Annotated in this window: 17 protein-coding genes; 15 read left to right on the top strand and 2 right to left on the bottom strand. The window is 46.6% G+C overall.

Annotated features, from left to right (window positions below):
* Nucleotides 1-32 precede the first annotated feature (32 nt).
* Nucleotides 33-545, top strand: a complete 513-nt coding sequence (locus tag MCG46_RS17995) for a GNAT family N-acetyltransferase (protein ID WP_240281195.1) — start codon at nt 33-35, stop codon at nt 543-545.
* Nucleotides 542-1,783: a M28 family metallopeptidase gene (locus MCG46_RS17990; RefSeq protein ID WP_240281194.1), complete on the top strand. Its 1,242-nt coding sequence runs from the start codon at nt 542-544 to the stop codon at nt 1,781-1,783. Before MCG46_RS17995 ends, MCG46_RS17990 begins: the two co-directional genes overlap by 4 nt.
* A gap of 643 nt (nt 1,784-2,426) precedes the next feature.
* Here the strand turns inward: MCG46_RS17990 and MCG46_RS17985 are convergent.
* Nucleotides 2,427-2,990: a hypothetical protein gene (locus tag MCG46_RS17985; protein ID WP_240281193.1), complete on the bottom strand. Its 564-nt coding sequence runs from the start codon at nt 2,988-2,990 to the stop codon at nt 2,427-2,429.
* A gap of 170 nt (nt 2,991-3,160) precedes the next feature.
* Between MCG46_RS17985 and MCG46_RS17980 the strand changes: the two genes are divergently transcribed.
* From MCG46_RS17980 to MCG46_RS17955, 6 genes are all read left to right on the top strand, one after another.
* A complete protein-coding gene (locus MCG46_RS17980) occupies nt 3,161-4,882 on the top strand; it encodes a sensor histidine kinase (protein WP_240281192.1) in 1,722 nt (573 codons plus the stop codon).
* Complete coding sequence (locus tag MCG46_RS17975) at nt 4,879-5,631, top strand: response regulator transcription factor (protein WP_240281191.1); 753 nt, start codon at nt 4,879-4,881, stop codon at nt 5,629-5,631. The genes MCG46_RS17980 and MCG46_RS17975 overlap by 4 nt, the downstream gene beginning before the upstream one ends.
* Nucleotides 5,628-7,403 carry a flavocytochrome c gene (locus MCG46_RS17970; RefSeq protein WP_240281190.1) on the top strand — a complete coding sequence of 592 codons (1,776 nt, stop codon included), beginning with the start codon at nt 5,628-5,630 and terminating at the stop codon, nt 7,401-7,403. The genes MCG46_RS17975 and MCG46_RS17970 overlap by 4 nt, the downstream gene beginning before the upstream one ends.
* Nucleotides 7,404-7,476: 73 nt before the next feature.
* Nucleotides 7,477-7,824 (top strand): arsenate reductase family protein, encoded by a 348-nt coding sequence (locus tag MCG46_RS17965; protein WP_240281189.1) that lies wholly within the window; start codon nt 7,477-7,479, stop codon nt 7,822-7,824.
* On the top strand, nt 7,821-8,528 hold the full coding sequence (locus MCG46_RS17960) for a YaaA family protein (protein ID WP_240281188.1): 708 nt from the start codon (nt 7,821-7,823) through the stop codon (nt 8,526-8,528). The genes MCG46_RS17965 and MCG46_RS17960 overlap by 4 nt, the downstream gene beginning before the upstream one ends.
* A complete protein-coding gene (locus MCG46_RS17955) occupies nt 8,525-9,379 on the top strand; it encodes a DMT family transporter (RefSeq protein WP_240281187.1) in 855 nt (284 codons plus the stop codon). The genes MCG46_RS17960 and MCG46_RS17955 overlap by 4 nt, the downstream gene beginning before the upstream one ends.
* A gap of 104 nt (nt 9,380-9,483) precedes the next feature.
* Here MCG46_RS17955 and MCG46_RS17950 read toward each other — a convergent pair whose 3' ends face one another.
* Nucleotides 9,484-10,974, bottom strand: a complete 1,491-nt coding sequence (locus MCG46_RS17950) for a hypothetical protein (protein WP_240281186.1) — start codon at nt 10,972-10,974, stop codon at nt 9,484-9,486.
* A 388-nt stretch (nt 10,975-11,362) separates the two neighbouring features.
* Between MCG46_RS17950 and MCG46_RS17945 the strand changes: the two genes are divergently transcribed.
* The 7 genes from MCG46_RS17945 (at nt 11,363) to MCG46_RS17915 (ending at nt 22,628) form a co-directional block, all read left to right on the top strand.
* On the top strand, nt 11,363-11,989 hold the full coding sequence (locus MCG46_RS17945; protein WP_240281185.1) for a signal peptidase I: 627 nt from the start codon (nt 11,363-11,365) through the stop codon (nt 11,987-11,989).
* A gap of 137 nt (nt 11,990-12,126) precedes the next feature.
* Nucleotides 12,127-12,735: a hypothetical protein gene (locus tag MCG46_RS17940; RefSeq protein ID WP_240281184.1), complete on the top strand. Its 609-nt coding sequence runs from the start codon at nt 12,127-12,129 to the stop codon at nt 12,733-12,735.
* Nucleotides 12,736-12,867: 132 nt separating this feature from the next.
* Nucleotides 12,868-14,364: a carboxypeptidase-like regulatory domain-containing protein gene (locus tag MCG46_RS17935; RefSeq protein ID WP_240281183.1), complete on the top strand. Its 1,497-nt coding sequence runs from the start codon at nt 12,868-12,870 to the stop codon at nt 14,362-14,364.
* Nucleotides 14,361-14,867, top strand: coding sequence for a signal peptidase I (locus MCG46_RS17930; RefSeq protein WP_240281182.1), 507 nt, complete (start codon nt 14,361-14,363; stop codon nt 14,865-14,867). The genes MCG46_RS17935 and MCG46_RS17930 overlap by 4 nt, the downstream gene beginning before the upstream one ends.
* A complete protein-coding gene (locus MCG46_RS17925) occupies nt 14,864-15,424 on the top strand; it encodes a hypothetical protein (protein WP_240281181.1) in 561 nt (186 codons plus the stop codon). Before MCG46_RS17930 ends, MCG46_RS17925 begins: the two co-directional genes overlap by 4 nt.
* Before the next feature lie 14 nt (nt 15,425-15,438).
* The gene (locus tag MCG46_RS17920) at nt 15,439-16,188 is read left to right on the top strand and encodes a hypothetical protein (protein ID WP_240281180.1); all 750 of its coding nucleotides are present in this window, start codon (nt 15,439-15,441) and stop codon (nt 16,186-16,188) included.
* Nucleotides 16,189-16,229: 41 nt separating this feature from the next.
* On the top strand, nt 16,230-22,628 hold the full coding sequence (locus MCG46_RS17915; RefSeq protein WP_240281179.1) for a hypothetical protein: 6,399 nt from the start codon (nt 16,230-16,232) through the stop codon (nt 22,626-22,628).
* The last annotated feature ends 138 nt before the right edge of the window (nt 22,629-22,766 follow it).

The following is a 22,766-nucleotide window of genomic DNA, read 5'->3' as shown; positions in this document are numbered from 1 at the left end:
GGATCAGAAAAAGAAGAAAAGGGGGAATTGGAATGGAACTCAGAAGAATGGAAATCCATGATCTGCCGGCTGTGATGGCGATCCTGCACCAGGCGCAGGCATACTTCAAAGCCCAGGGAATTGATCAGTGGCAGGATGGCTATCCGGATGAAGCAACCCTGCTTCAGGATATTCAAAACGGCACCGCTTACGTTGCGGAGCAGGATAAGATGATCGCGGGCTGCGCGACGGTGGCGTTTACGCCGGATGAAAACTACACGACGATGGTCAGCGGCCAATGGCTGACGGATCGGCCCTATGCCGTGATTCACCGCATCGCTGTCGATGATCAGCTGAAAGGTCAGGGGATTGCCGGCTGGATTCTGGCACAGGCAGAACAGATGTGCTCTCAGCGCGGCGTGCTGAGCATCAAAATTGACACGCATCAGGACAATACTTCAATGCGGCGTTTGCTGGAAAAACACAATTATCAGTTATGCGGCGTCATTCAGCTGCATCGCGACCTGAGTTTACGGGTTGCTTATGAAAAGAGGTTAGATGAATGAACACAACACAATGGGAATTACTGCAGAAAATCGGCTTTGTCCGCGTCAGCGGCACCCAACAGGAAAAACAGGCGGCAGAGCTTTTGCGGGAAGCTGTGGAAGCTTGCGGGGAAAAAGCGCGTCTGGAAATGTTTGAGGTTGCCGATCAGAGCATCGAAAAGGTCAGCTGTGCCACGGAGAAAACCAGCTACACGGTCACGGCTTACGGCGGCTGTGGGGAAACCGAAGACAGCGGCATCACCGCGCCGTTCTATTATATGGAATATCCCGACGCCGTCAGTCAGCAACAGGCCAGCGGCAAGATCGTCTTAGTCAACGGCTATCTGAATTATAAATTGTATAAGGCTTTAGTTGAAAGCGGCGCTGTCGGCTTTATTACCTACAATGGCGAAGCGCGGGACAGTGCGGAAACCACGGATATCGCTCATCGCGAACTGCGGGACAAACTGGCGGAATTAGGCCGTCTTCCGGGCGTCAACATGACGATTCAGGATGCGATGCGGCTGGTGCAGGAAAACCCGAAGATGATCACGCTGGTGGTCCAACAGAAGCCGCTGAAGGCGGTTTCGCAGAACGTCATCGCTGAAATTCAGGGCTTAACCCGACCGGAAGAGGTCATCGTGCTGACCGCGCATTATGATTCCGTTGAATACAGTACCGGTGTGTATGATAACGGCGCAGGCAGCGTCATTTTGATGGAGCTGTTACAGTATTTCCACGATCATCAGCCTAATCGCACGCTGCGTTTTATCTGGTGCGGCAGTGAGGAGCGGGGCTTATTGGGCTCCCATGCCTATGTGGATACGCATGAAGAGGATCTCAAGGCGATCCGCTTTAACGTGAATGTGGATGTGGCCGGAGCTGTTTTGGGGCATGACAGTGCCTGGTGCTTAGGCCCTGTGGAGCTGGAAGCGATGGTGAAAACCTATGCGGCGCAGGCTGGGATTCAGCTCGAGGTAAAAAGCGAGGTTTATTCCAGCGATGAAGTCCCATTTTCCGATCAGGGCATTCCTTCCGTCAGCTTCATGCGTTTCGGGGAAAGAGGCGCCAACTACATTCACAACCGGCATGACGTGCTGGATTATCTGAGTGCCGACAGTCTTGCAAAGACAACTCAGATCGTGCTGAATTTCCTCAAGCAGCTTGATCAAAGCGTCGTGTTCCCGATTGAGCGGAAGATACCGGAAGATCAGAAAAAGAAGATCGACGAATATTTGAATAAAACCGAAAAAAAATAACAGGAAAGAAAGCGGCAGCGGCAGATAAAGAATACGCAGAACTGCCGCTTTTTGTATTGTAAGTGCAGAAAGCCTTCAATATTAACGCTTGTGATTATTGCTAGCGCTTTTGATCCTGTTTCTTGAGCATAAGATTACGGCAATTGCTGACGCTGTAAGAAAGAAGTATGATAAAATCCCATCTTTGACAGTTAGATAAAGTTAAGCCTCAGGAAACGCCTTCAATAAAGGCAAACTGAGGCTTTTAGCTATTTAAAAAATGTAGTAATTTTAGGTCAAGTTTTAACTGAGCGAAGAATTGATCGTAGTTGTGAAGTCTAATAATTTAAGTGTCGATATAAAATCTAAAAAGTAGATGAAGTTTATCCGTCAATTCCATGTGATGATTAGCCTTCAGAACAATTTGCACTTTTGCGCTAACCTTGATATCGGGTCTGTTTTATTCTTCATAATACTGAAGCATAAAGCGCTTCTGATTACTTTAATTTTTAGTCGCTACTCTCTTTAAGTCAAGATTTGCGCAGGAAAATTAAAGATATAGGATAGTAATAGCCATGATACTTGATATTTATGAGGCTGAGGTTCAATTCAAAAGTGTTTTTTTATTGTTGAAGTAGTCTAAGATATAAAAAAGACTTATTATCTATTTGTTATAAATACAGCCCTTATCATCAGAATATGTTCTAAGATCATCTTTGGAAATTTCATGGGGTATAAAATACATAGTGTTTCCGTCCAGTCTTGTATAACCATCAATAGTTTTATCTGTTATTTCAGGCATAATAAAACAACCCTCGCCCTCACAACTTGCCAATTTAGTATAATCGAGTACTTCCCCATAGTAATAGAACAAATTCTCTTCTATTTCTTCAAATCTTCCATAATAATAATCTCCTCCAGTTTCACTATAACCAATTCTAAAAGTGCCGTCACTATAAAAAACAAGATAGAAACCAGACCCTAGTTTTTCTTCGGTAAGACCATAATACTCTAAAGATGGGCATGTGAATTCAGTCATTTCATTAGAAAAAATATTAATAGAATCATTACTTGATGAACTATCTAAGGTAGAAATAGGAGTTGATATTAACTCTGGATTGTTAGAGGTGGCAGGATCAGAATCCGGTACAGCTGATTTATCATTTGAATCACAGGCGCATAAAGCAAATAAAACAAAAACACAGATACAAAGAATTTTTTTATACATTGTTTTGCCTCCTAGCATAACTATATCATTTGACAATAAATCTATAAAAGTTTTTTAGTCTTCCTTTGATGTTTCATTATAATATCCTTGCTAGTGTGACATAAGATTCCAGCAATCGCTGACGCTGTAAGAAAGAAGTATGATAAAATAAGATCAGAAAAAGGGGAAGTATGATGAAGTTCAGCATCCGGCATAAAATTATTTTCTTCTTTTCGCTGGCCAGCCTGCTGGTCTTTTCCGCGTTGGGCGCGTATATCGGCTTTTCTGTCCGTCCCCGCACGATGACACAGACCCGGTTTGCGATCAGTCAGATGGTCGAATCCAAAGCCAATGAGGTCAGCATGTGGGTGAAGCGCATGGCTGTGGAATACCGCACGATCGCGGCAATTCCTGCTTTCAGTTCGATGGATGTGCGGGAAATTACGCCGCTGATCGATCGTTTTACCGAGCTGTATAAAAAGAACGGAGAAACGATGGAAACCTTCTCCTACATCGGAAAAAATGGGTTCTGCTGGATTAATTCCAGCGCTGTGGAAAACCTGATGGATCACAACGATTATCAGCTGGCTTATCAGGATGACCGCGAATTCATTCTCTCACTGCCGATTGTCAATCCGGAGCATCGGCAGGTGATGCTTTTCTACTACCCGGTTCTGGGCGGCACCGGCATCAAAGAAGCGCTGATCTGCGCGGCGATCCCAACTGTGCGGTTAAAGGAAATTGTCAATCCCGTTCAGATTTATGAAGGCCGCAGCTGGGTCATGACCCGGAATAAGGATCTGATCACAACCGATGAGGAATATTTTGTGGAAAACGTCCTCTCCCGCCCCGCTTTGGATCAGCTGGATATGCAGGCCATCATCAGTTCCGATCAATTTCGCGTGCGCGATGCACGGGGGCAGTGGGCAACGCTGTTTGTGTCGCCGGTGACGGAATACGACGACTGGGTATTCTGTACGCTGGTGCAGGATTCCGTGATCGGACGTTCGACCAACCAGATCCTGATCGGCGTTCTGATTTTGTTCTGCGTTTTGCTTGTGATCAACATCGTCATGGGGGCTTCACTGGTGCAGTGGGTACTCAAGCCGATCCGGGCGCTGCAGGGACAGATGAAGCGGGTGGAGGAAGGAACGCTGGATGCCTATTATACGCTGCCGGGAACGCGCGATGAAATTGATTCGCTGGGCCGTTCCTACAATGCGATGCTCGATGAAATCATTTCGCTGATCGACCGAATTTATGAGGAACAGGCGGAAAAACGGCAGGCTGAGCTGAAAGTGCTGCAGGCTCAGATCAAGCCGCATTTCCTTTACAATACACTGGATAATCTCAAATGGATGGCTAAGGCGCAGGGGGCGGATGAAGTCGCCAAAGCAATTACGTCGCTGTCAACCTACTTCCGGATCTTTTTGAGCAACGGTCAGGAAAAGATTACGCTGGCGCAGGAATTTAAGCATACGGAAGCCTATCTGACGATGCAGAAAATCCGTTACGGTCAGAAACTAAATTATACATTGGAGCTGGATGAGGCGGCGCGCGATCTGCCGATGCTGAAAATCCTGATTCAGCCGTTGGTTGAAAATGCGATTAACCATGGCTTAAAACCGAAGGACAACGGTGGAACGATCGGCGTCAGCGCCCGGCTTGTAGACGATGCGCTGCAGATTCAGGTGGCGGATGATGGCGTGGGTATGGATGAAGCGACGCTGCAGACACTGCGTCAGGCGCTGCAGAATCAACAGATGGAAGGTCACTATGGATTGCAGAATGTGCTGCGCCGCTGTCGGATTGAATACGGCGAAAAGGCCCAGCTGAACATCGAGAGCACATTGGGGCAGGGCACCTGCATCACGCTCATTCTGCCTATTGATAAAAAGGAGGGATCGGTATGATCCGCGCTTTAGTCGGCGATGATGAAGAAAATATCCGCAACGGTTTAATTCGCCAGATCGAATCGCTGAACCTGGGAATTCAGGTCGTCGCGGCGGCGGAAAACGGCCGTCAGGTTATGGATTACTATGAAAAAATGACGCCGGATCTGTTGGTGTTGGATATCAACATGCCGCTGATGAACGGATTGGAATGCATCGAGCAGATCCGCGCCCAGGATCAGGACTGCGTGATTCTGATTCTGTCCGGTTATGATTCTTTCAGTTACGCCCAAAAGGCAATCCAGCATCACGTGGATTTTTATCTGTTAAAACCGGTTGAAGATGAGGAACTGGAGGACGTGCTGCGTCAGTCGGTGCAGCGCTTTCAAAGCCGGATGGAACAGCGCAAGCTGCTTCGTCAGGTGAAGGAAAAAGAACCTGAGCCTGCCTCGCTGATCCGCTATTTATACGAACATTTTACTGATCCGGATCTCAACGCTGAAAAGCTGCAGGAACAGTTTTCAATCAGTCATTCCACTTTGTTCAAGCTGGTGAAAACTGCGACTGGCAAAACGCTGGTGGAACTGATCACTGATCTGCGGATGGATCTGGCGCAGCGGCTGCTGGCTCAGAAAGAGCTGCCGGTGAAGGAAATTGCCGGGCGGTGCGGTTACAGCGATCAGTTCTATTTCTCACGGATTTTTAAGAAACAAACCGGACTTTCCCCCAAGGAATACCGCAGTGCGGCTGGTCAGGGAGAAGCACAATGAGGCGGGGATGGATGATTCTGGCACTGTGTCTGATCCTTTCCGGCTGTGCGCCATCAGCCCGCATGACTAAAGATGTTGACGAGCAGGGGCGGATCAGCGGAACGTTTACCGGAGCCGGTCAGGGCAAGCAGGGTGAAATTCAGGTGGATGTGATGATCGATCACAATCAGATTCAGCACATTGAGATCCTTTCGCATAATGAAATTCCCGGTTTTGATACAGCGATGGTGCAGATGAGCGATGAGATCCTGTCCAAGAACTCCCTGCAGGTGGAGCCGATCAGCGGCGCGACGTATACTTCTCAGGGCTTTTTGGAAGCCGTTCAGGACGCGCTGGATCAGGCCGGACTCAGCGAGCAGCAGCTTGGCTGGAGCGATGAGGAAAAAAACGAGCAGGAAATGGAATGCGACGTGCTGATTGTCGGCGGAGGCGGCGCTGGTTTTGCGGCGGCGATTGAGGCTCTTTCACAAAGTGAGGACGAAGTTCTGATTGTGGAAAAGATGTCCTTTGGCGGCGGCAATACGCGGATGTCCGGCGGTGAATTTGCCGCTCCGCAGAACTGGGTGCAGCTGCAGGAAGGGATTGACAACGACAGTCCGGATTTGTTTTACGATGATTTAATGAAGGGCGGCAAACAGTTGGGCAACCCCGAACTGGTGCGGATCTTAGCTCAGAACGCGCTGCCCAATGCAGAGTGGCTGCGGGATTTTGTCGGGGTTGAATATCGCGACTACCAATCCTGGTACGGCGGTCACACGGTGGCAAGAACGCTGTGGCCGGTCGGCGATGGCCCGCAATATGTGGAAACCTTGATCAAAAAGGCAGAATCTCTGGGGGTGGAGGTGGAATACAACACCCGGGCTGAGCGCTTTCTGCAGGATGAAAACGGCCGGGTAATCGGCATTGAAGCCACCCGCGGCGGACGCCCGCTGCGTTTCTATGCCCGCAAAGGCGTGATTTTAACGACCGGCGGATTCGGTGCCAACGTAGAAATGCGGATGCAGTATGATACGCATTGGAACAAGCTGGATGAGAAGATCCCGACAACCAATTCCCCGGCGATCACCGGCGACGGTCTGCGCATGGCCCAGGCGATCGGCGCCCAGCTGATCGGCATGGAATATATCCAGCTCTATCCGGTCAACAATCCGGCTACCGGCAATTATTATTTCCTCGACTATGCCCGCCTGACCGCCAACGCTTTGTTGGTGAACAAGGAAGGCCGGCGGTTTGTTGATGAGAAGGAAACACGGGATAATTTGTCGGAAGCGGCGCTGAATCAAACCGGAGCGATGATCTACGAGCTGATCGAACAGTCAGTTGTCGATGAAATGCAGCTGGATGAAACGATTGAAGCCGAGGTCCAGCGCTGTTATGATCAGGGGGTTCTGGCGATGGGAACGCTGCAGGAGTGCGCCGCGTTTTTCGATATTCCGGCATCCGAGCTGGAAGCGGCAGTAAACCGTTATAATCAATACGCTGCGAATGGAACCGATCCGGACTTTGGCCGCAAGGATCAGCTGCAGCCGTTAGGCGAAGGTCCGTATATGATGTTTTCCGCCGTCGTTTCCGTTCATCATACGATGGGCGGAGTTCAGATTGACACACAGGCCCGTGTCCTCGACTCGCGGGGTGAGCTGATCCCTGGCCTGTATGCGGCAGGGGAAGTCACCGGCGGGATCCATGGCGCAAATCGTCTGGGTTCCTGTTCGATCCCGGATACCGTGACCTTCGGACGGATTGCCGCGCGCAGCGCTCTGGCGATGAAATAGATCATCGTCGTTGAAAAAGAACCCGGACTTCCGTTACAATAAAGACACTGAATTTGAACAGGGAGGAAAAACCATGTTATTACTTTGTTATCCAAAATGCAGTACATGCATGAAAGCAAAAAAGCATTTGAATCAGCTGGGAGTGGTGTTTGAAGAACGCGATATTTCCCGGGAAAATCCGACTGCAGAGGAGCTGAAACAATGGATCGCCCGCAGCGGTCTGCCGGTAAAGAAATTTTTTAATACGTCCGGCAAGCTGTATCAGTCGATGCAGCTGAAAGACCGACTGCCGCAGATGAGCGAAGCGGAAATGATCGAACTGTTGGCAAGCGACGGCATGCTTGTCAAGCGTCCGCTGCTGATTGATCAGGATCGGGTGCTGGTCGGCTATCGGGCCGAGGCTTACGAACAGCTTGTATGAAGATCCTGTTATCCCCAGCAAAAACGTTCCGTAAAGAAGCGTTGAGCAATGTGCCTTCTGTTCAGATGCCGTTGTTTCCAGAAACGACGGAACAGCTACACGTCGAGCTGAAAAAGCTGACGGCGGCGCAGTGGCAGAAGCAATTCAAACTGTCCGAGAAGGCGGCGCAGGAAAACGCAGAGCGCATGCATTCAGCCCAGCCGCTCACCGCGGCGCTGGCGGCTTTCCATGGGGAAGCGTTCCGCAACTTTCACGCGGAAACCCTGAAGGCGGAAGACTGGCAGTATTGCGAGGAACATCTGCGGATTTTATCGGCCTACTATGGTTTGCTTCGGCCGCTCGATGCGATTATGCCCTATCGTTTAGACCCGATGGACAAAGCTGGAGAGCTGCTTCCGTTGAAGTTATGGAAACCAATCCTGACGCAGGCGCTGGCTGAAGAAGAGGTGCTGATCCTGGCTTCACAGGAATACGCGCGGATGGTGGAGGTGCCGGATGCGGTCTTCGTGCAGTTTATGAAAAACGGCCGGAAAGCGCCATCGATGGAGGCGAAAAAGCTGCGCGGAACGATGGCGCGGCAGATTGTCGATCTCAAGCTGAAGCAGCGGGAAGCCGTGCGTCAGCTCCAGGTTGGAAACTATCGGTATAACCTAGAACAATCTCAAGCGAAGCTCTGGGTATTTGAGGAAGGGGAACAACAATGAAAAACAAAGGGGTTCAATTTATTTTGTTGTCCGCATTTTTCTTTGCGGTCATGAATTTGTTCGTGAAATTATCCGGCGATCTGCCGTCCATTCAGAAAAGCTTTTTCCGCAATCTGGTCGCGGCCGGTGTCGCGGCGGTTATCCTGATCCGCGGCGGGCAGGGATTCGGCTTTCAGAAAAAGAATCTGCCGCTTTTGATCCTGCGCTCAACACTGGGGACAATCGGCATTCTGTGCAACTTTTATGCGGTGGATCATCTGGTGATGTCCGACGCCTCGATGTTAAGCAAGCTTTCACCCTTTTTCGTCATTATTTTCTCGGCTGTCTTTCTTAAAGAAAAAGCGGATTCCGTGCAGAAGCTCAGCGTTGTCGCGGCCTTTATCGGAAGTCTGTTCATCATCAAACCGGGGCTGCAGATTGATCAGATCGTTCCGTCTTTGATCGGGTTTGCCGGAGCGATGGCCGCCGGCAGTGCCTATACCTGTGTGCGGGGGCTGAGTCAGCGTGGGGAACGCGGCCCATTGATCGTGTTTTTCTTTTCCGCTTTTTCCTGTCTGGTGACCCTGCCGTATTTGATGTTCAGCTTCGCACCGATGACGGGATTTCAGCTGGGATCGCTCTTATTAGCGGGCGTTGCGGCAGCCTGTGCGCAGTTCAGCGTGACGGCGGCATACAGCTATGCGCCGGCCAAGGAGATTTCCGTCTTTGATTATTCCCAGGTTGTATTTTCCGCCTTGCTGGGCTGGATTGTGTTCGGGCAGATTCCCGATGCCCTGTCATTTGTCGGCTATGCGATGATCATCGCGGTGGCTGTCATGCTTTATCAGCATAACCGAAAGGTTTCCGGCTGATCCACGGATAATCCGACAACGAGATTAAAAAAAAACGGAAATCCGATACCGGAAATTCGCCTGAAAAACAGGCTCAGTCACGGGGATTTCAGTTCTTATTGAGTTTATAGAATTTCCAGCTGGGCAATCAGACCGCGGAGCCGGGCTTTGATGTCAGACCGCCGGGAACCTCGATATCCGATTTCATCCGCTGTCCGATTTAAGTATTCCCAACAAAGTAAAATTCGCTGACGTTCGACAAGCTCAATGACGTTCGGCGTTTTTTTATTTTGAAGGATAATGGCATGCTGGTCCTCTTCAACCATAAACGTATAATCTGAACGCTGATTACGATTGAGTGGAACAAAGTGATAATTCTCATTCTGTTCCAGCATATTCAGAATATTTTTTAGGTGGGTCAGATACAAGGAAACTGTATAGGTGACAGGCAGAAAAATCGGCCCGCATGCCAAAGTTGTTGTAACCTGTCCTGCCAGAACCTCCTCAGGCCGAGCCAGATAACCAAGATCAATCAATTCTTCGTTTCGGCAGGCATGCATCAATTCCACTGCTTGCGAAAAATACTGACTGATTTTTTTATAACCACGCTGATTTAGAGTTTGGATACAGGATTCGATTAAGGTACTAGGTGCAGTGTTCATGGATAAGGCTGGGGTTTTCTGAATCCGATTCCCTTGAGAACTGAAAAAGTGAGTAAAGAGCCGGATTTGCGAATCGGGTAATTCGTGATTGCGCAGCAGTGGGCGGCAAAGCGACAGATAATCATGAAACTCTGTCATATACGCTTGAACTAAGGGTTCATCAGTGGCCAACATGGAAACATAGCTGTCCGCGCGGTGTGCTATTGAATGGGAAGAAAGAACAAGTTTTCCAGGAATGATGAATAATGTGCGGCGATGAACTTGATCTCGAAGTCCCGGATAGTAGTAGGCTTCGATTTTCCCTGTAGCATAAGCACTCAGCCAGCGGGTCAAAGACTGATAAGCCATTTCAGCAAGCAAGGTAGGCGGAGCAATATGAACGATCTGAAACCCTTTTTCAATCAAGAGGGAGAGCCAATCCCGATTATCGGCCGCGTGAGGATCGGCTTCCTGGATCCAAACGTCGGATTCATCAGAATAGAAATAGAGGGTAACCGGCGCCGGCAGCGCAAGAGCCGTATTGAAGAAAGTCGCTGCGGCTGACCGTTTTCCTGCGTTGCCGTAATAAAGTTTATTTTTAGCATGAGTCGGCGAAAGACTGCCAACACCGGTGTTTTTTTTCAGAGCTTCAGGTAAAAGTCGGGTGTTTCGTGCTAAGGCGTCCTGTCCGCACAGCCAGGCGTATAAAATTTCCGTCAGCAGTTCCGGCTGGGCTGTTAACGAAGCTTTGACGTTTAGTTTGTTGGCAATTGCCTGACGTTGCGCTGAGGATAAGCAGCGCTTAGCAAAATAGGAACTCATAGCTTTGAGCTGTTCAAGCTGACGGGGGCGATTGCGATCCCCGGTTCTGAACCGGCTGATCAAGGATGGATCAACCTTGAGCTCCTGGGCTAACATCCGGTTTGAGGTTTGTGTGGTTTTCATCAGAAAGTCCAGCATTTCCCAAAATTGCATGGCGTATTCCTCCTCATCTTTTTAGTATAAAACCGAATGTTAGAAATCACAACATTAATGTCACAAGTGGTGACATGATTTGTCAATGACAATTGGCGTGATTATCTTGAATGTTAAAAACAAATCGGTTATCCTAAATTTGTATTTATATCGTCATTGTCATATAAATCACACAATTAATGACAGGCTTAAATAAGCCTTAAAATTGCCATTTTAGGCAATTTTTTTATATCTATAAAGTGGGAAAGTTCATGGCTAAAAAAGTGTACATTATTTGACAATTAAAATGTTTATATAATTAATGTGATATATTTGTTCTTAAGTGAGCGATTCTGTTCGGTATTAGTGTAGGATAAAAAGTGAATTAATTAAGTCAGGAGGAGATGGCATGTCTGAAAAGAAAAAAAGGATTTCATTTCAGAGTATTCTGAATGTTCTTCTGTGCCTTATCCTAATTCCGATTATTTTTATTAATTTAGTCTTGATTCTGCGGGGTTATACGCATCCGGAAGAACTGCCAGGAATCTTTGGCATAAAACCCGCTGTCGTCTTATCAGGTTCTATGGAACCAACGATACAAATTGGAGATCTGATTTTAGTTCACAGCGTGGATTCCACTTCCTTGAAGGAAGGCGATGTGATTTGTTACTTATATTCGGGAAAGGCGGTTACACATCGAATTTCAGAGATCACCCAAGATGCTCAAGGTCAGATTCAATATGTAACTCAGGGAGACGCCAATAATGTTCGGGATGATCAGACCGTAAGACCGGATCAGATTCAGGGAATTTATAAAGGCGAGCGGTTTTCCGGTTTGGGTCAAGCAATCCTGTTCATGCAGTCGACACAGGGAATGGTTCTGTTTATCCTTTGCCCGCTGTTCTTGTTTCTGATCTGGGATCTCTGGCGCCGGCGTCAGCTGGATCAGGCGGAGGCAAAACGAACGGCTGAGCTTGAAGCTGAGCTGGCTGCGCTCAAAGCGGAAAAAGAAACTGCAGCCAAGGATCAGCCTTAGTTTATATGTGCCAGCCTGCGATGATGAGATACAGGCTGTACAGACTCGGAATTTTCCGGGGAGATATAAATTGCTTTCGTTTAATCGAAGGCAAACTTGGAGGGGAAATTTCCCAATAAAGAAAGCGAGGAGCTTGTATGAAGAAAAAAGTTTATGCAGCACGCCTGGGCGTCACCGCCCTCGCTCTAACGTTGGTCACAACCTGTCTTATGGGTTCTACCTTGGCACGTTACGTTACTGAGGTAACTGGTTCAGCTACTGCAACCGTGGCTAAGTGGTCATTTACGGCTAGCGATGCTGAAGGAAGTGCAAATTTTACTAATATTGATCTAGGACGGACTGCTTATACCGATACAACTATTGCGGATAAAGTGATTGCTCCGGGAACCTCGGGTTCGTTTAACATTGCCATCGACGGTTCAGGCAGCGATGTAGGAATCGACTATGAAATTAATCTGAAAGCAGCAGATAGTATCACATTCCCTGATGATATGGTGTTTTCAACTGAAGCGATTACGGAGGGTAAACCAGGAAAAAAACTTGCTGATTTAGACCCTATTACAGGTACGATTAATGTTTCGGGCAATATGAAAGAAACAGTCACAGTTTATTGGGCTTGGGATTTTGGGAAAGACGATACGGCAGCTGCTAATGACAATAACTATGCGGGTGAAAAATGGGAAATTGACATCACCGTTACTGGCAAGCAGACAACTCCTACAGCAACACCAGCATCAGCAAGTTAATCACAGAAAAGATGAAGGATTCCTTCAAAAACAAAGACTTTGATATCAAGGGCATTCAGCCCAGGCAATCGGGCGTGGAACAGCCACGCCTTTTGCCGTTGATTGTCCGTTCCTAAGAGGGAGGGGATAGTGATGGAAGGTAAAGCAGCGTTTAAGACTGATAAAAATGAACAAAAGAACAAAAGAAGCGGGCATCTGTGGTTTCTTTTGTTGATTTTTATAGCGTTAGTCACATCCAGTATTCTCGGATTTATTCTAGGCAGACAAACAGGAACTATGCCTTTAGGACAAATCGACGATACCATTGTATTGGAACCGGAGGCGCCGGTGTTTCATTTATCGGGTCAGACGTTATATACGAATGGCTCTCCGGCTGCCGGTTTGAGAATGCAGCTGCACAGTGAACCGATGGAAACACAGACCGATTCCGCCGGAAACTTTTTGTTTCCGAATGTTGAACAGGGAGAACATAGCATTTCAGTGCTGAGTGCAACCGGCGATGTTCTGGCTCAGCGGGAAGTCCAGATTTTACGTCAAAATCAGACTCATCAGGCCAGCGTTAAACTCACTGAAACAGGCAGTTATGTGATTGAACTTTCCGTGGATGTTCGAGTTCTGGAAATTACAATTGAATTGGATCAAGGCAGTCTGTTTATTGATCCTAACCTGACTTTCGCCACTGCAGAGGGTCAGGTCAGTACGCCGTATGGAACTGCCAATATCAGTCAGGGAACGATTGTTACGCCGCAGGGGAATGTCTATCTGACGGACGGCCATGTGATTTTCCCTGGAGGAACACTGGAAGATCCGACTAAAATTCTGCTTCCGGATGATCAGGTGATCATTAATCACCCATTGGTCAGCGATGCGTATGACGTGACCCGTGAAGGCATTGTAACCTTGCCGGATGGAACTATGATTAAGCCAGGAGGAGAAATCATAACCGGCGAGGGAGCAGCGGAAAGACCCGGCGAAACGGGTGTCATTGTCAGTCAACAGACGGTAACGCCAATCGGTTCTTCCGGTGAGGAAGAAAAACCTAAAACTGAGCCTACGCCGGAATTCTTGGATCCGTTAGAACCTCCGTCAGAATCCTCTGAAGCGGTAGGAAATCCGGAGCCGGAGAAACCAGAAGAAGAAATTAAGCCGACTTTACCGCCGTATGCGGATTCCGGTGAAGCTAAAATCTCAGCTTCACAGAAGGATGGAAGCTTCACATCATGGGATCAACATCGCACGCTTGACTTATTCTACAACCAGACAACAGGTCAGAATGAAAAGATAGCGCCGGGTTCTCAAGGCTATTATTTATTCCAGCTAGAAAATGATCGCCAGGAAAAACTGATCATCACGCTGACATTCACAAAGGAAGCCGACAGTCCTTATCTGCCGTTAGTATTTACGCTGCAGCCTTATCAGAAAAAGGGAGATCCAGTTTCCGGAACTTTAACCCAGGATCAGCCGCTGACATTAAAGAGCGAGATGGAAGCAGACTCTACCCTGATTTATCGCCTGGACTGGCAATGGCCGTTGGACAGCGGAATGGATGAGGCAGACACACAGGCGGGTAAACAGGGAGGAACGTACAAACTGAATTTGGCCCTTCATCTTGAAGGGGAACATGAATGAATCAGAAATGTTCCTCCACCTGGAAAAAAGGGCTTAAGGTTATCAGCCTTGTTCTGCTTTTGGCGGCAGGGCTGATGCTGATCAAAATCTATTCGTCCCATTCAAGGATAAAATTATTTGGATATTCTTTTCTCGTTGTAACCTCCGGCAGTATGGAGCCGGTGCTGACGCCGGGAGATTTGATTATCGTTCAGGCTCAATCCGAATATCGGACAGGAGAGATCGTCACGTATCCGGACGATGGATTTCTGGTTACTCATCGGATTAAGGAAATCGTGGATGAGAATTTGATTCTGCAGGGAGATGCCAACAATGCAGCGGATCCGCATCCTGTGCCGACAGAACAGATATTAGGAAAAGTAGTCCTCACTGTACCGTGGCTTGGGCACGCTGCTCTTTTCTTGAAAACACCGGCTGGATTTTTGAGTTTTCTGGCCGCAGGGTTCTTGATGGAGTGCGGATTGTCCCATCTGAGTAAAAAAAGGAAAGGAGTAAGCGAATGAAAAAGCATTTGACAAAGGCAAGAATCATCAGTTACGGCTGCTATTTTCTGCTCGCTTGCACTTTAGTCTTAGGCGCAACGTATGCCCGCTTTAATCGTGAGATCACAGGCTCCGCTGCGGGAAAAACTGCGGATGTTCTGATGGATGTCACCGTCAAGGATATTACCGATCAGCTAAAAGGGATAGCATCAGAGAATCCAGTAGAAATTGAATTTTCAGTGGTTAACTTTAAAAAAGAAGAGGGCATCCAAAAGATCAGTGAGGTTGCTCAGGATTATACGATAACCGTGGAAACAACGGGAAATCTTCCGCTTAACTTTGCGTTAAGCACTGTTGGATCAACGTCAACGCCGAACGATTATATTAAAACGTTTCAGGTTTCCCAATCGAATCCAACGCAATGGGTGGGAACTGGCGGCCAGCTGCCAACAGGAAAGGCAGTTACTCACATGTATCAGTTAAGCGTCAGCTGGAACGGTGTGGATTATGAGAAGTATCTGGATGAAATCGACCGGGTTTTGTTGATCATTGAAGCGAAACAAGTTCAGCCGCAGTGAAAGGAGACGATGAAATGAAAGCGAAAAAGAAAAAGTTTCCAATTCAAGGATATGGTATTGCTTTTATAAGTCTGCTTCTCATCATTGGGGTGCTGGCTATTCGTACAACGGCAGGCCGCTATCTGATTCAAAAGCAAAGCAGTCAGGCGGCAGAGCCTCAGAATTTCTTTTTCGCCAGCGATTTGCTTCAGGCAGATTCTGCATCTGCATTGTACTATATTGATCCGACGACGAGTCAGTTTACGATTCAGCTTTATAATTATGAACCGGCCAACAGTCTGCGGTATACAACTGCGGATATCGAGTATTTGGTTGAAGTGACAGGAGGAACGCTTTCTCCAACAACGGATGTTTTGGAAGGAAAATCGGCTAACTCAGTGACGTTGGAAATTGTTCCGACCACCCCAAACAGCGAAGAAGTCGAAGTTAAAGTCTCTGCGACTAAGCCTTATAAAAAAACATTATCAGCACGATTTGTTCTTGCGAAAGGAAATCAATATTCAATCACGGATAGTATAGGAAATAAAGCGGCGGTTTTAACCATGATCAATACGGACAGTGGCGGTAAGATTGAATTGGATCTGCCAGAGGGTATAATCGCAGATCCGACAAACAGCCGATTGGTAAAAGATAATTCTTCGTTTTATTTTATATCGCCTGGTTCAGGTATTTATTCACTTGTTTTGTTGAAAAATGACACGGACCACGACTGGACTCGACCAGAAACAGAGTTTGCCGATAAAATAGAAATCAATGAGAAGTGAATTGGATGATTCATTTCATCTGGGCAAAGGAGGGAAACATCATGAAAGAAAAACGAAAGTTGAGTAACTTAAAACATCATGAACATCGTCTTTTAACGATGCTGGTGACCGTCTGTCTGCTTTTGGGAACAATTCAGGGTAAGTCTTCGGCCATTCGCGCTGAAGGTTCAGCCACGGTATTTCAGATCGGCGATCAGGTGGAAGCCATTTTAGAGAATGGCCGTCTGACAGTGTCCGGCAGCGGAGATACCTATGATTATGAAGCGCAGACCAATCCCTTCGTGCATGACAGAGAAAAGATTCAGTCCATCATAATTGAAGAAGGTATCACGTATATCGGTGCTTATCTGTTCTATAATTTAGGTCAGGTAAACGGTATTCTTGAACTTCCTTCAACAATACTGGGAATGGGGGAAGCGGCATTTTCGGGCGATGATTTTGAAAATGCGCCAAAGTTTACAGGAATCCGCAATCATTTCGTCAGCGGTGTGATCGAGCAGGAAGTCAAGCAAGATGAAGGGGAGGAACTTCCAGGATCGGAAGAGAATGAAACAACCCCTTTAACTTCTCCAGAAGTGCCTGAGAGTCCTGAAGGGACGCCGGATTCAGATTTGGATCATAATTCTGTTTCAGAAGAAGCTCCAGGAACGAAGGATGAAGAAACCGATGCGGAAACAGAAACTCCTTTGCAGCCAACACAATGGCCGGCAGTCAATGAGCCGGTCAAAGCAGTAGGCAGTCAGACTGGCATAATTAAGTTGGCGGTTGATCCGGAAGAAGGAAATTCATACGAATCTATTACAATTGTGGAACAGCGGATTGCCAATCCATCGACGCTGTTTTTCGCAGGCCAGTCAGGTTATGTTGTGTGTTCTCAACAAAATACAACATTTCTGAAAGCGGCAGAGGATGCGGGATATCAAAGTGCTGAGGAATTGGCTGAAATCAGTCTGGATGATTGTCTGCAGCTAACTTTGCCGATGACACAGGGACAGATTCAACTGCCTGAATGTCCGGAAGCGCTTATGCAGCCTGTCGGAGAAGATCCGCTGTTTAGATTGACTTTTCAGGGCTGGTCGAAGACCAAATCGGATGATTTACAAGCTGATGCGGTCACGGCTCTGACTGCAGGCGAAAGTCTGGATCTTGGTGAGGATAAAAGAATATCACTTTATTCAGTGTCGACGCTTGTTCCGCAATATACTCTCTCAGTTCATACGGAATTTTCTGATTCGTCATCTGTAATCTATTCCTTAATTGATTCGCAATCTGGGGAAGAATTGATTGCACCTGCAGGTTTCAGTCTGCAATATCAATGGCAGTATCGTAATCCTGATGAGGAAGTCTGGCAGAATATTGAGAATGCAGATCAAAGCACGTATCAGAGAGAAATTCAGCCTGAGGACAATGAACGTCAATTCCGCTGCGGTATTCAGGCTGTCAGTTTAATGCGGGCTGTCCAACAGGATAAATTCAAAACGTTGTATTCAGATCCAGCTACAGGCATAACTGAAGTCACGACAATTTATATTGATCAAAAGGATGGGAATGATATCAATAATGGCTTATCTAAAGATAATGCTTTAGCCAGTTTTGATGAAGCTGTGAAACACCTAAAGTCAATGGATGCGGGAGGCAGCCTGGACAACAACATGCTTATCATTGTAGGGGAGTACAATTTTAAAAAAGATTTTGATACGGGAACAACGATTACGCTTTTGGAAGAAGGAAAACCTGCGACCATCAGTGGGGCAACACCCGATGCTAGACTCATTGGCATTGATTCAAACCAAGGTGGGAAGGATAATGACTGTGGGATTGAAGTTATGGCCGATGTGAAAATCGAATCAATCCAACTTCAATATTTGAATCACTTTTATGGGAACGGACATAACATCATATTGGGTGATAGTGTTTTTAATGATTTCACGGAGCAACCAACTAAGGCGAAAAGTGTGATTTATCTTTATGGCGGTGGCCGGGCTAACATTAATGATTCTGTCGGAGAAATCGAGGTTTCCAGCGGCAATATTACAAGAATTGTCGCTTATGTCCGCAGCTGTGAAAGTGGTGTAAATTCTAATATAATGGCTCCGGAAAAATTATCTAAAATCACAGTAAAGGGTAATGCTGTTGTGGGAACAATCGTTGCCGGCGTAGCCAGCGGTGGAGTAACTAACGGTAATGTTCAAATCAATGTCGAAAAAGGTAAAGTAACCAGCATTCAGGGCGGTAACCAGGGTTTTAATCAAACAGCTGCAGCTTATATAGGTCGAACCGAGATCAATATTTCCGGAGGGAGAGTGGATACAATCTGGGGTGCTGGTACAGGCCGAATCGTCAGTATCCCTACTTTTGAGGGCGCTTTGAATATAAATGTTACCGGTGGGAGTGTTGGAGAAATCTATGGCGCCGGCTCTGCAGCATATACAGTAAGTCCAGACTCAGGTAAAAAAACAAAAGTAACGATTGACGTTAAAGATGCAACGGTGGGTACTATTTATGCCGCGGGAAAAGGTGCAGATACGGCAATTAAAACTACAGACACTTATAAGAACTTAACTAAAGATCCTAACGACTTTGGCAGCTTTACAGGAGACTTTGAAATTAAGATGGGCTCTGGAGCTGTCATCACAGGGGATATTTATGGCAGCGGAGCAGGTGTAGTTAAAAGTAACAACATTGTTTATGATACTGATAAAAATGCTTATTTTAAAGGTGAGGGAGAAATTTGGATCAATGATGGAGCTGTTGTCCAAGGCAATGTTTACGGTGGCGGAAAAGGAGTTGACGCAAATGGATATGAGGAATGTGCCCGGATTTGTGATGGTTCAAGCGTCAAAGTTGTTTTAAACGGTGGTACGATCCAGGGCAGTATCTTTGGCGGCGGTCAGATTGCGAAAGTTTTAGGATCAACTTCAGTAGAAATTAACGACGGTAAAATCCAGGGAAGTGTCTTTGGCGGCGGTCAGACTGCGGAAGTTTTAGGATCGGCTTCAGTAGAAATTAAAAATGGTACGGTAATGGGTAATGTTTACGGCGGCGGTAAAGAAGGGCTGGTAACCGGTAAGGCCAACGTCACAATTCAGGGCGGTACAATGGAAAGTTCTGTATATGGTGGTGCCCTGGGTAAAACAGGAGAATTTATGCTTTTAGAAGGCGCTGCAGTGAACATGACCGGCGGATGGATTCGAGGCAATCTATATGGTGGCAGTGAGCTCAGCAATGATGGTAAGGAAGGAAACAAACCAGAAGCAGGCTGGCCGGATATCGTTTTCGTCAATCTAGTCGGCGGAACTGTCAGTGGAAAAGTCTTTGGTGGTGGTTACCGCGGAATCGTGAACGGATCAACTCATCTGCATATCGGTTCCGGGGCAATGAGCGCATGTCAGTATTATAAAGACAATCCCGGGGAGAAACCGGCACTGACGCATTCAGGTCTGGAAATACGGGATTCGGTTTATGCAGGCGGTGATTATGGCGGTGGCGATGCCAAAGACTATACTAAAATTACCGTTCAGGGAACTTCCCATGTATATATTGACGGTACAGGATATAAGACAGGAAATTTATCGGTAGATCCAGAAATGAAAATTGACGGTGGCGTCTTTGGAAGCGGAGCTTCCTGTGATGCGGGTTCTACTCGGTTAGTTACGCTAAAAAATTATGGCGAGGTAACATGGGAAGAAGGAAGTAACCGTGTTTCTGATGTATCAAGGACGTTATCTGCGATTCAGCGGGCTGACCGTGTTACCTTAATCAACTCGCATGTTCGTCTGACCGGATTAAGCGATATTGCGAATACCAATCAAACAGCGTTATATTCCCTGAACCGCATTGGTGATCATGGGATGATTGCCGAGGAATATGATCATGGATTGGTGCTTCAAGGTGGAAGTACGCTTGTGCTGGAATCTGCGATGATAGAAACCGCAAATTTTAAAAGTATGGATGACGGTGGGAATACCGTAACCTTGGGTGATGTATCAAAAGCACACAACACGATAAAATTTGAAACCGGCACGGTTTTTCAAGTGTCTTATGAAGCCTTAAAAGATGGAATAACACAGACTCAATATGGTGCAGTGATTGGTTATGCGTATATGCAGGCGGCAGACAATGCCAGCGTTTATGCTTATGCCCGACCTAAAATTACCGATTCCGATCCTATGACGAATAAGGATGACGGCGGATTTGTTGATGTTAATGAAAAAGATCTAAAGAAAGAAATCCCTTATCATAATGTAGGGACAAATTATCGGTATTGGCAGCTTTCCGGAGAAAACGCCAGCGCTGATCGGCAGACAGTATTAACCGCGCAGAAAATAGAGGGAAAGGATGGGTTTTTGATTGCTGAAGGCATCGTTGAACTGCCGCAATTATTGCAAGAGTCACACTATACAATTGAAAGCATCACATTGCCGAATGGCTTGGGGCTGGTACAAGCAGCGATGGACGGTACAGGTAATTGGATTGATGAAAGTATTAATAAGTCCTCTGGGGGAACTTCTGAAGATATGATTAACCTAGCTCAAGATACAATGCAAATAAATCCACTGACTAGTTTCGGTTTATTTATGGAGATTGGTGAAGGTTTTGATACAACGGATCCGTCCAACACAGTTGGGAAAATAATATCCGCAGATTCAATAAAATCAGAGAGCCCTTCCTCGATTGTAGGACAGACGAGTCCAAGGGCGCAGGCCAACTCCCGGCCAAAGTTGAATTTCTATCTGACCTACTATAACCCAGGAATCAGCGCGAGTACCGATTTAGGAGAAGTACAGATCATATTAGCAGTGGAGGATGAAACAAATAATCATGAAAAAATAAACATCAGCGTTAATATCCTCACCCAGGCAAGTTCGCTGGAAGATCAGACATTGGACTTGTATGCGACGTCCAACGGCAGTTTTACTGGACAGCTGATCATTCCAGCTGGTGCTGACAGAGAGCTGAGTCTGGCCAAAGTTGATTCAAAACCTGGGAATATGGTACCTAAAGCGCCAAGTTATACTGATTATGAATTTTCCGTTGCGATGGCTCCGGCTCCTTCTCAGGGCTGGCTGAGCGCTGGACTGATGACAGAGGCTTGTGATCTAAACAAAGTGTCAAATTCAATTCCGATTGGGAAAACGGACAGTCGTTATCAGGCAGTGATTAACTTCACCTTGGAGAATAACGGACAATTCAAAGCGAAAGATGAATCAGATCTTGTTAAACTAACGTTGATCGAAGGGTCCGGAAAAACGGTTGCAATTACGCTGAGGGTTCACTGGCAGGAATCGGTTGTAAAAAAGATCACCGCCCAGCCAGGCCGAAAATACAATCTTGCTTCATTGGATTCAGCGGCAGACTTAGTAATCAATCAGCATAGTTCACTGACCGTAGAATTTGAGTTGGCAGGCAATCCTTCTGTGAATGATTTATGGCTGGAATTCAGAGATGGGAAAGAGACAGCAGTATTGCCAAAAGCAGCTCAGCTGACGTTGATTTATGGATCTGACTATTATGCTTATTCAATAACTGGCAATGAAGCAAAGAGTCAAATTCCGTTATCTAATTTTAGCAACAAAAATAATAAAACAATGGAAGGCATTGTCAGTAAGCCAGTCAGGGTCATTGTCGATTTTGATAAAGAGGGAATTTCTGTAGAAACGTACACACTGCGTCTGCGGAACTCAACGGGCGCTGATACGCAGTGGTGTTCATTCACTGTGAATAATGGATTAGCGAGTGTTGTTGAATTCAGTCAAACTGAATCCGAGCCTATCTTTACGAAAGATAGAGTAAATCTGAATTTGAAAGTAACACCTTCGTCTGACACGCGTTATTCGGAGGTTGGCGTTGTGTTCAGTTTGGATAGTGATCAGCATTTTCCTGAAGGAACGTTCTTTATTTATGCAGGTGTATCTTATTATCCATCTCAGGGACAGGTTTATATTTCCTTAGGCGCAGCGGGAGAGTATTCTATAGAAATGGATACAACACAGTCAACAGGATTTACGGAGGGAAAGCTATCGTTAAAAGCAAGCATTTTCCCGATCGGGGAAAATGCGGTGAACAGCAAAAATGAAAGATTAAATCAATCCTTGACTATGGCTGTGGAAAAAGGGAAGGAAACCGGACTGAGTGTTGAATTGATTGAAGGCAGCCGGATCTTTGACGTGGCTGAAAGGAAACCTCTCAAGTTCAACGTTACTTATTTGAGCGATGCAAACGAGAACGTAGAAGTGATACCGCAAATCAAGACAGCTGAGGGGAGCTATCAATCCTCTGAGGGCTGGACAATTGAGCAAGAATCACCTGTTAATTCTAACGGGAATGCCCAAACTAAAGTAATAACTGTGACACCTCCGGAATCAATCCAGGCCGGAACATATCGGTTGAACTTTAAAGCGGCAGGAAAGGAAGTTCCATACAATCTCATTGCGGAATAAAACGTACCTGAAAGATTTTAATTGTGATGTAAAACAGCGGCCTGTTCAAATCGAACGGCCGCTGTTTGCCTTTGATCAAAACATGCCGCGGGAGTGGAAGGTTTCTGTTGTTGACTTGACGGATGATCCTGCTAAAAT

Origin of the sequence: Holdemania massiliensis (genome assembly GCF_022440805.1) — a bacterium.
Classification (GTDB): Bacteria; Bacillota_I; Bacilli_A; order Erysipelotrichales; family Erysipelotrichaceae; genus Holdemania; species Holdemania massiliensis_A.
The sequence above is the reverse complement of the archived record's forward strand: the minus strand, read 5'-3'. Positions and strand labels throughout refer to the sequence as shown.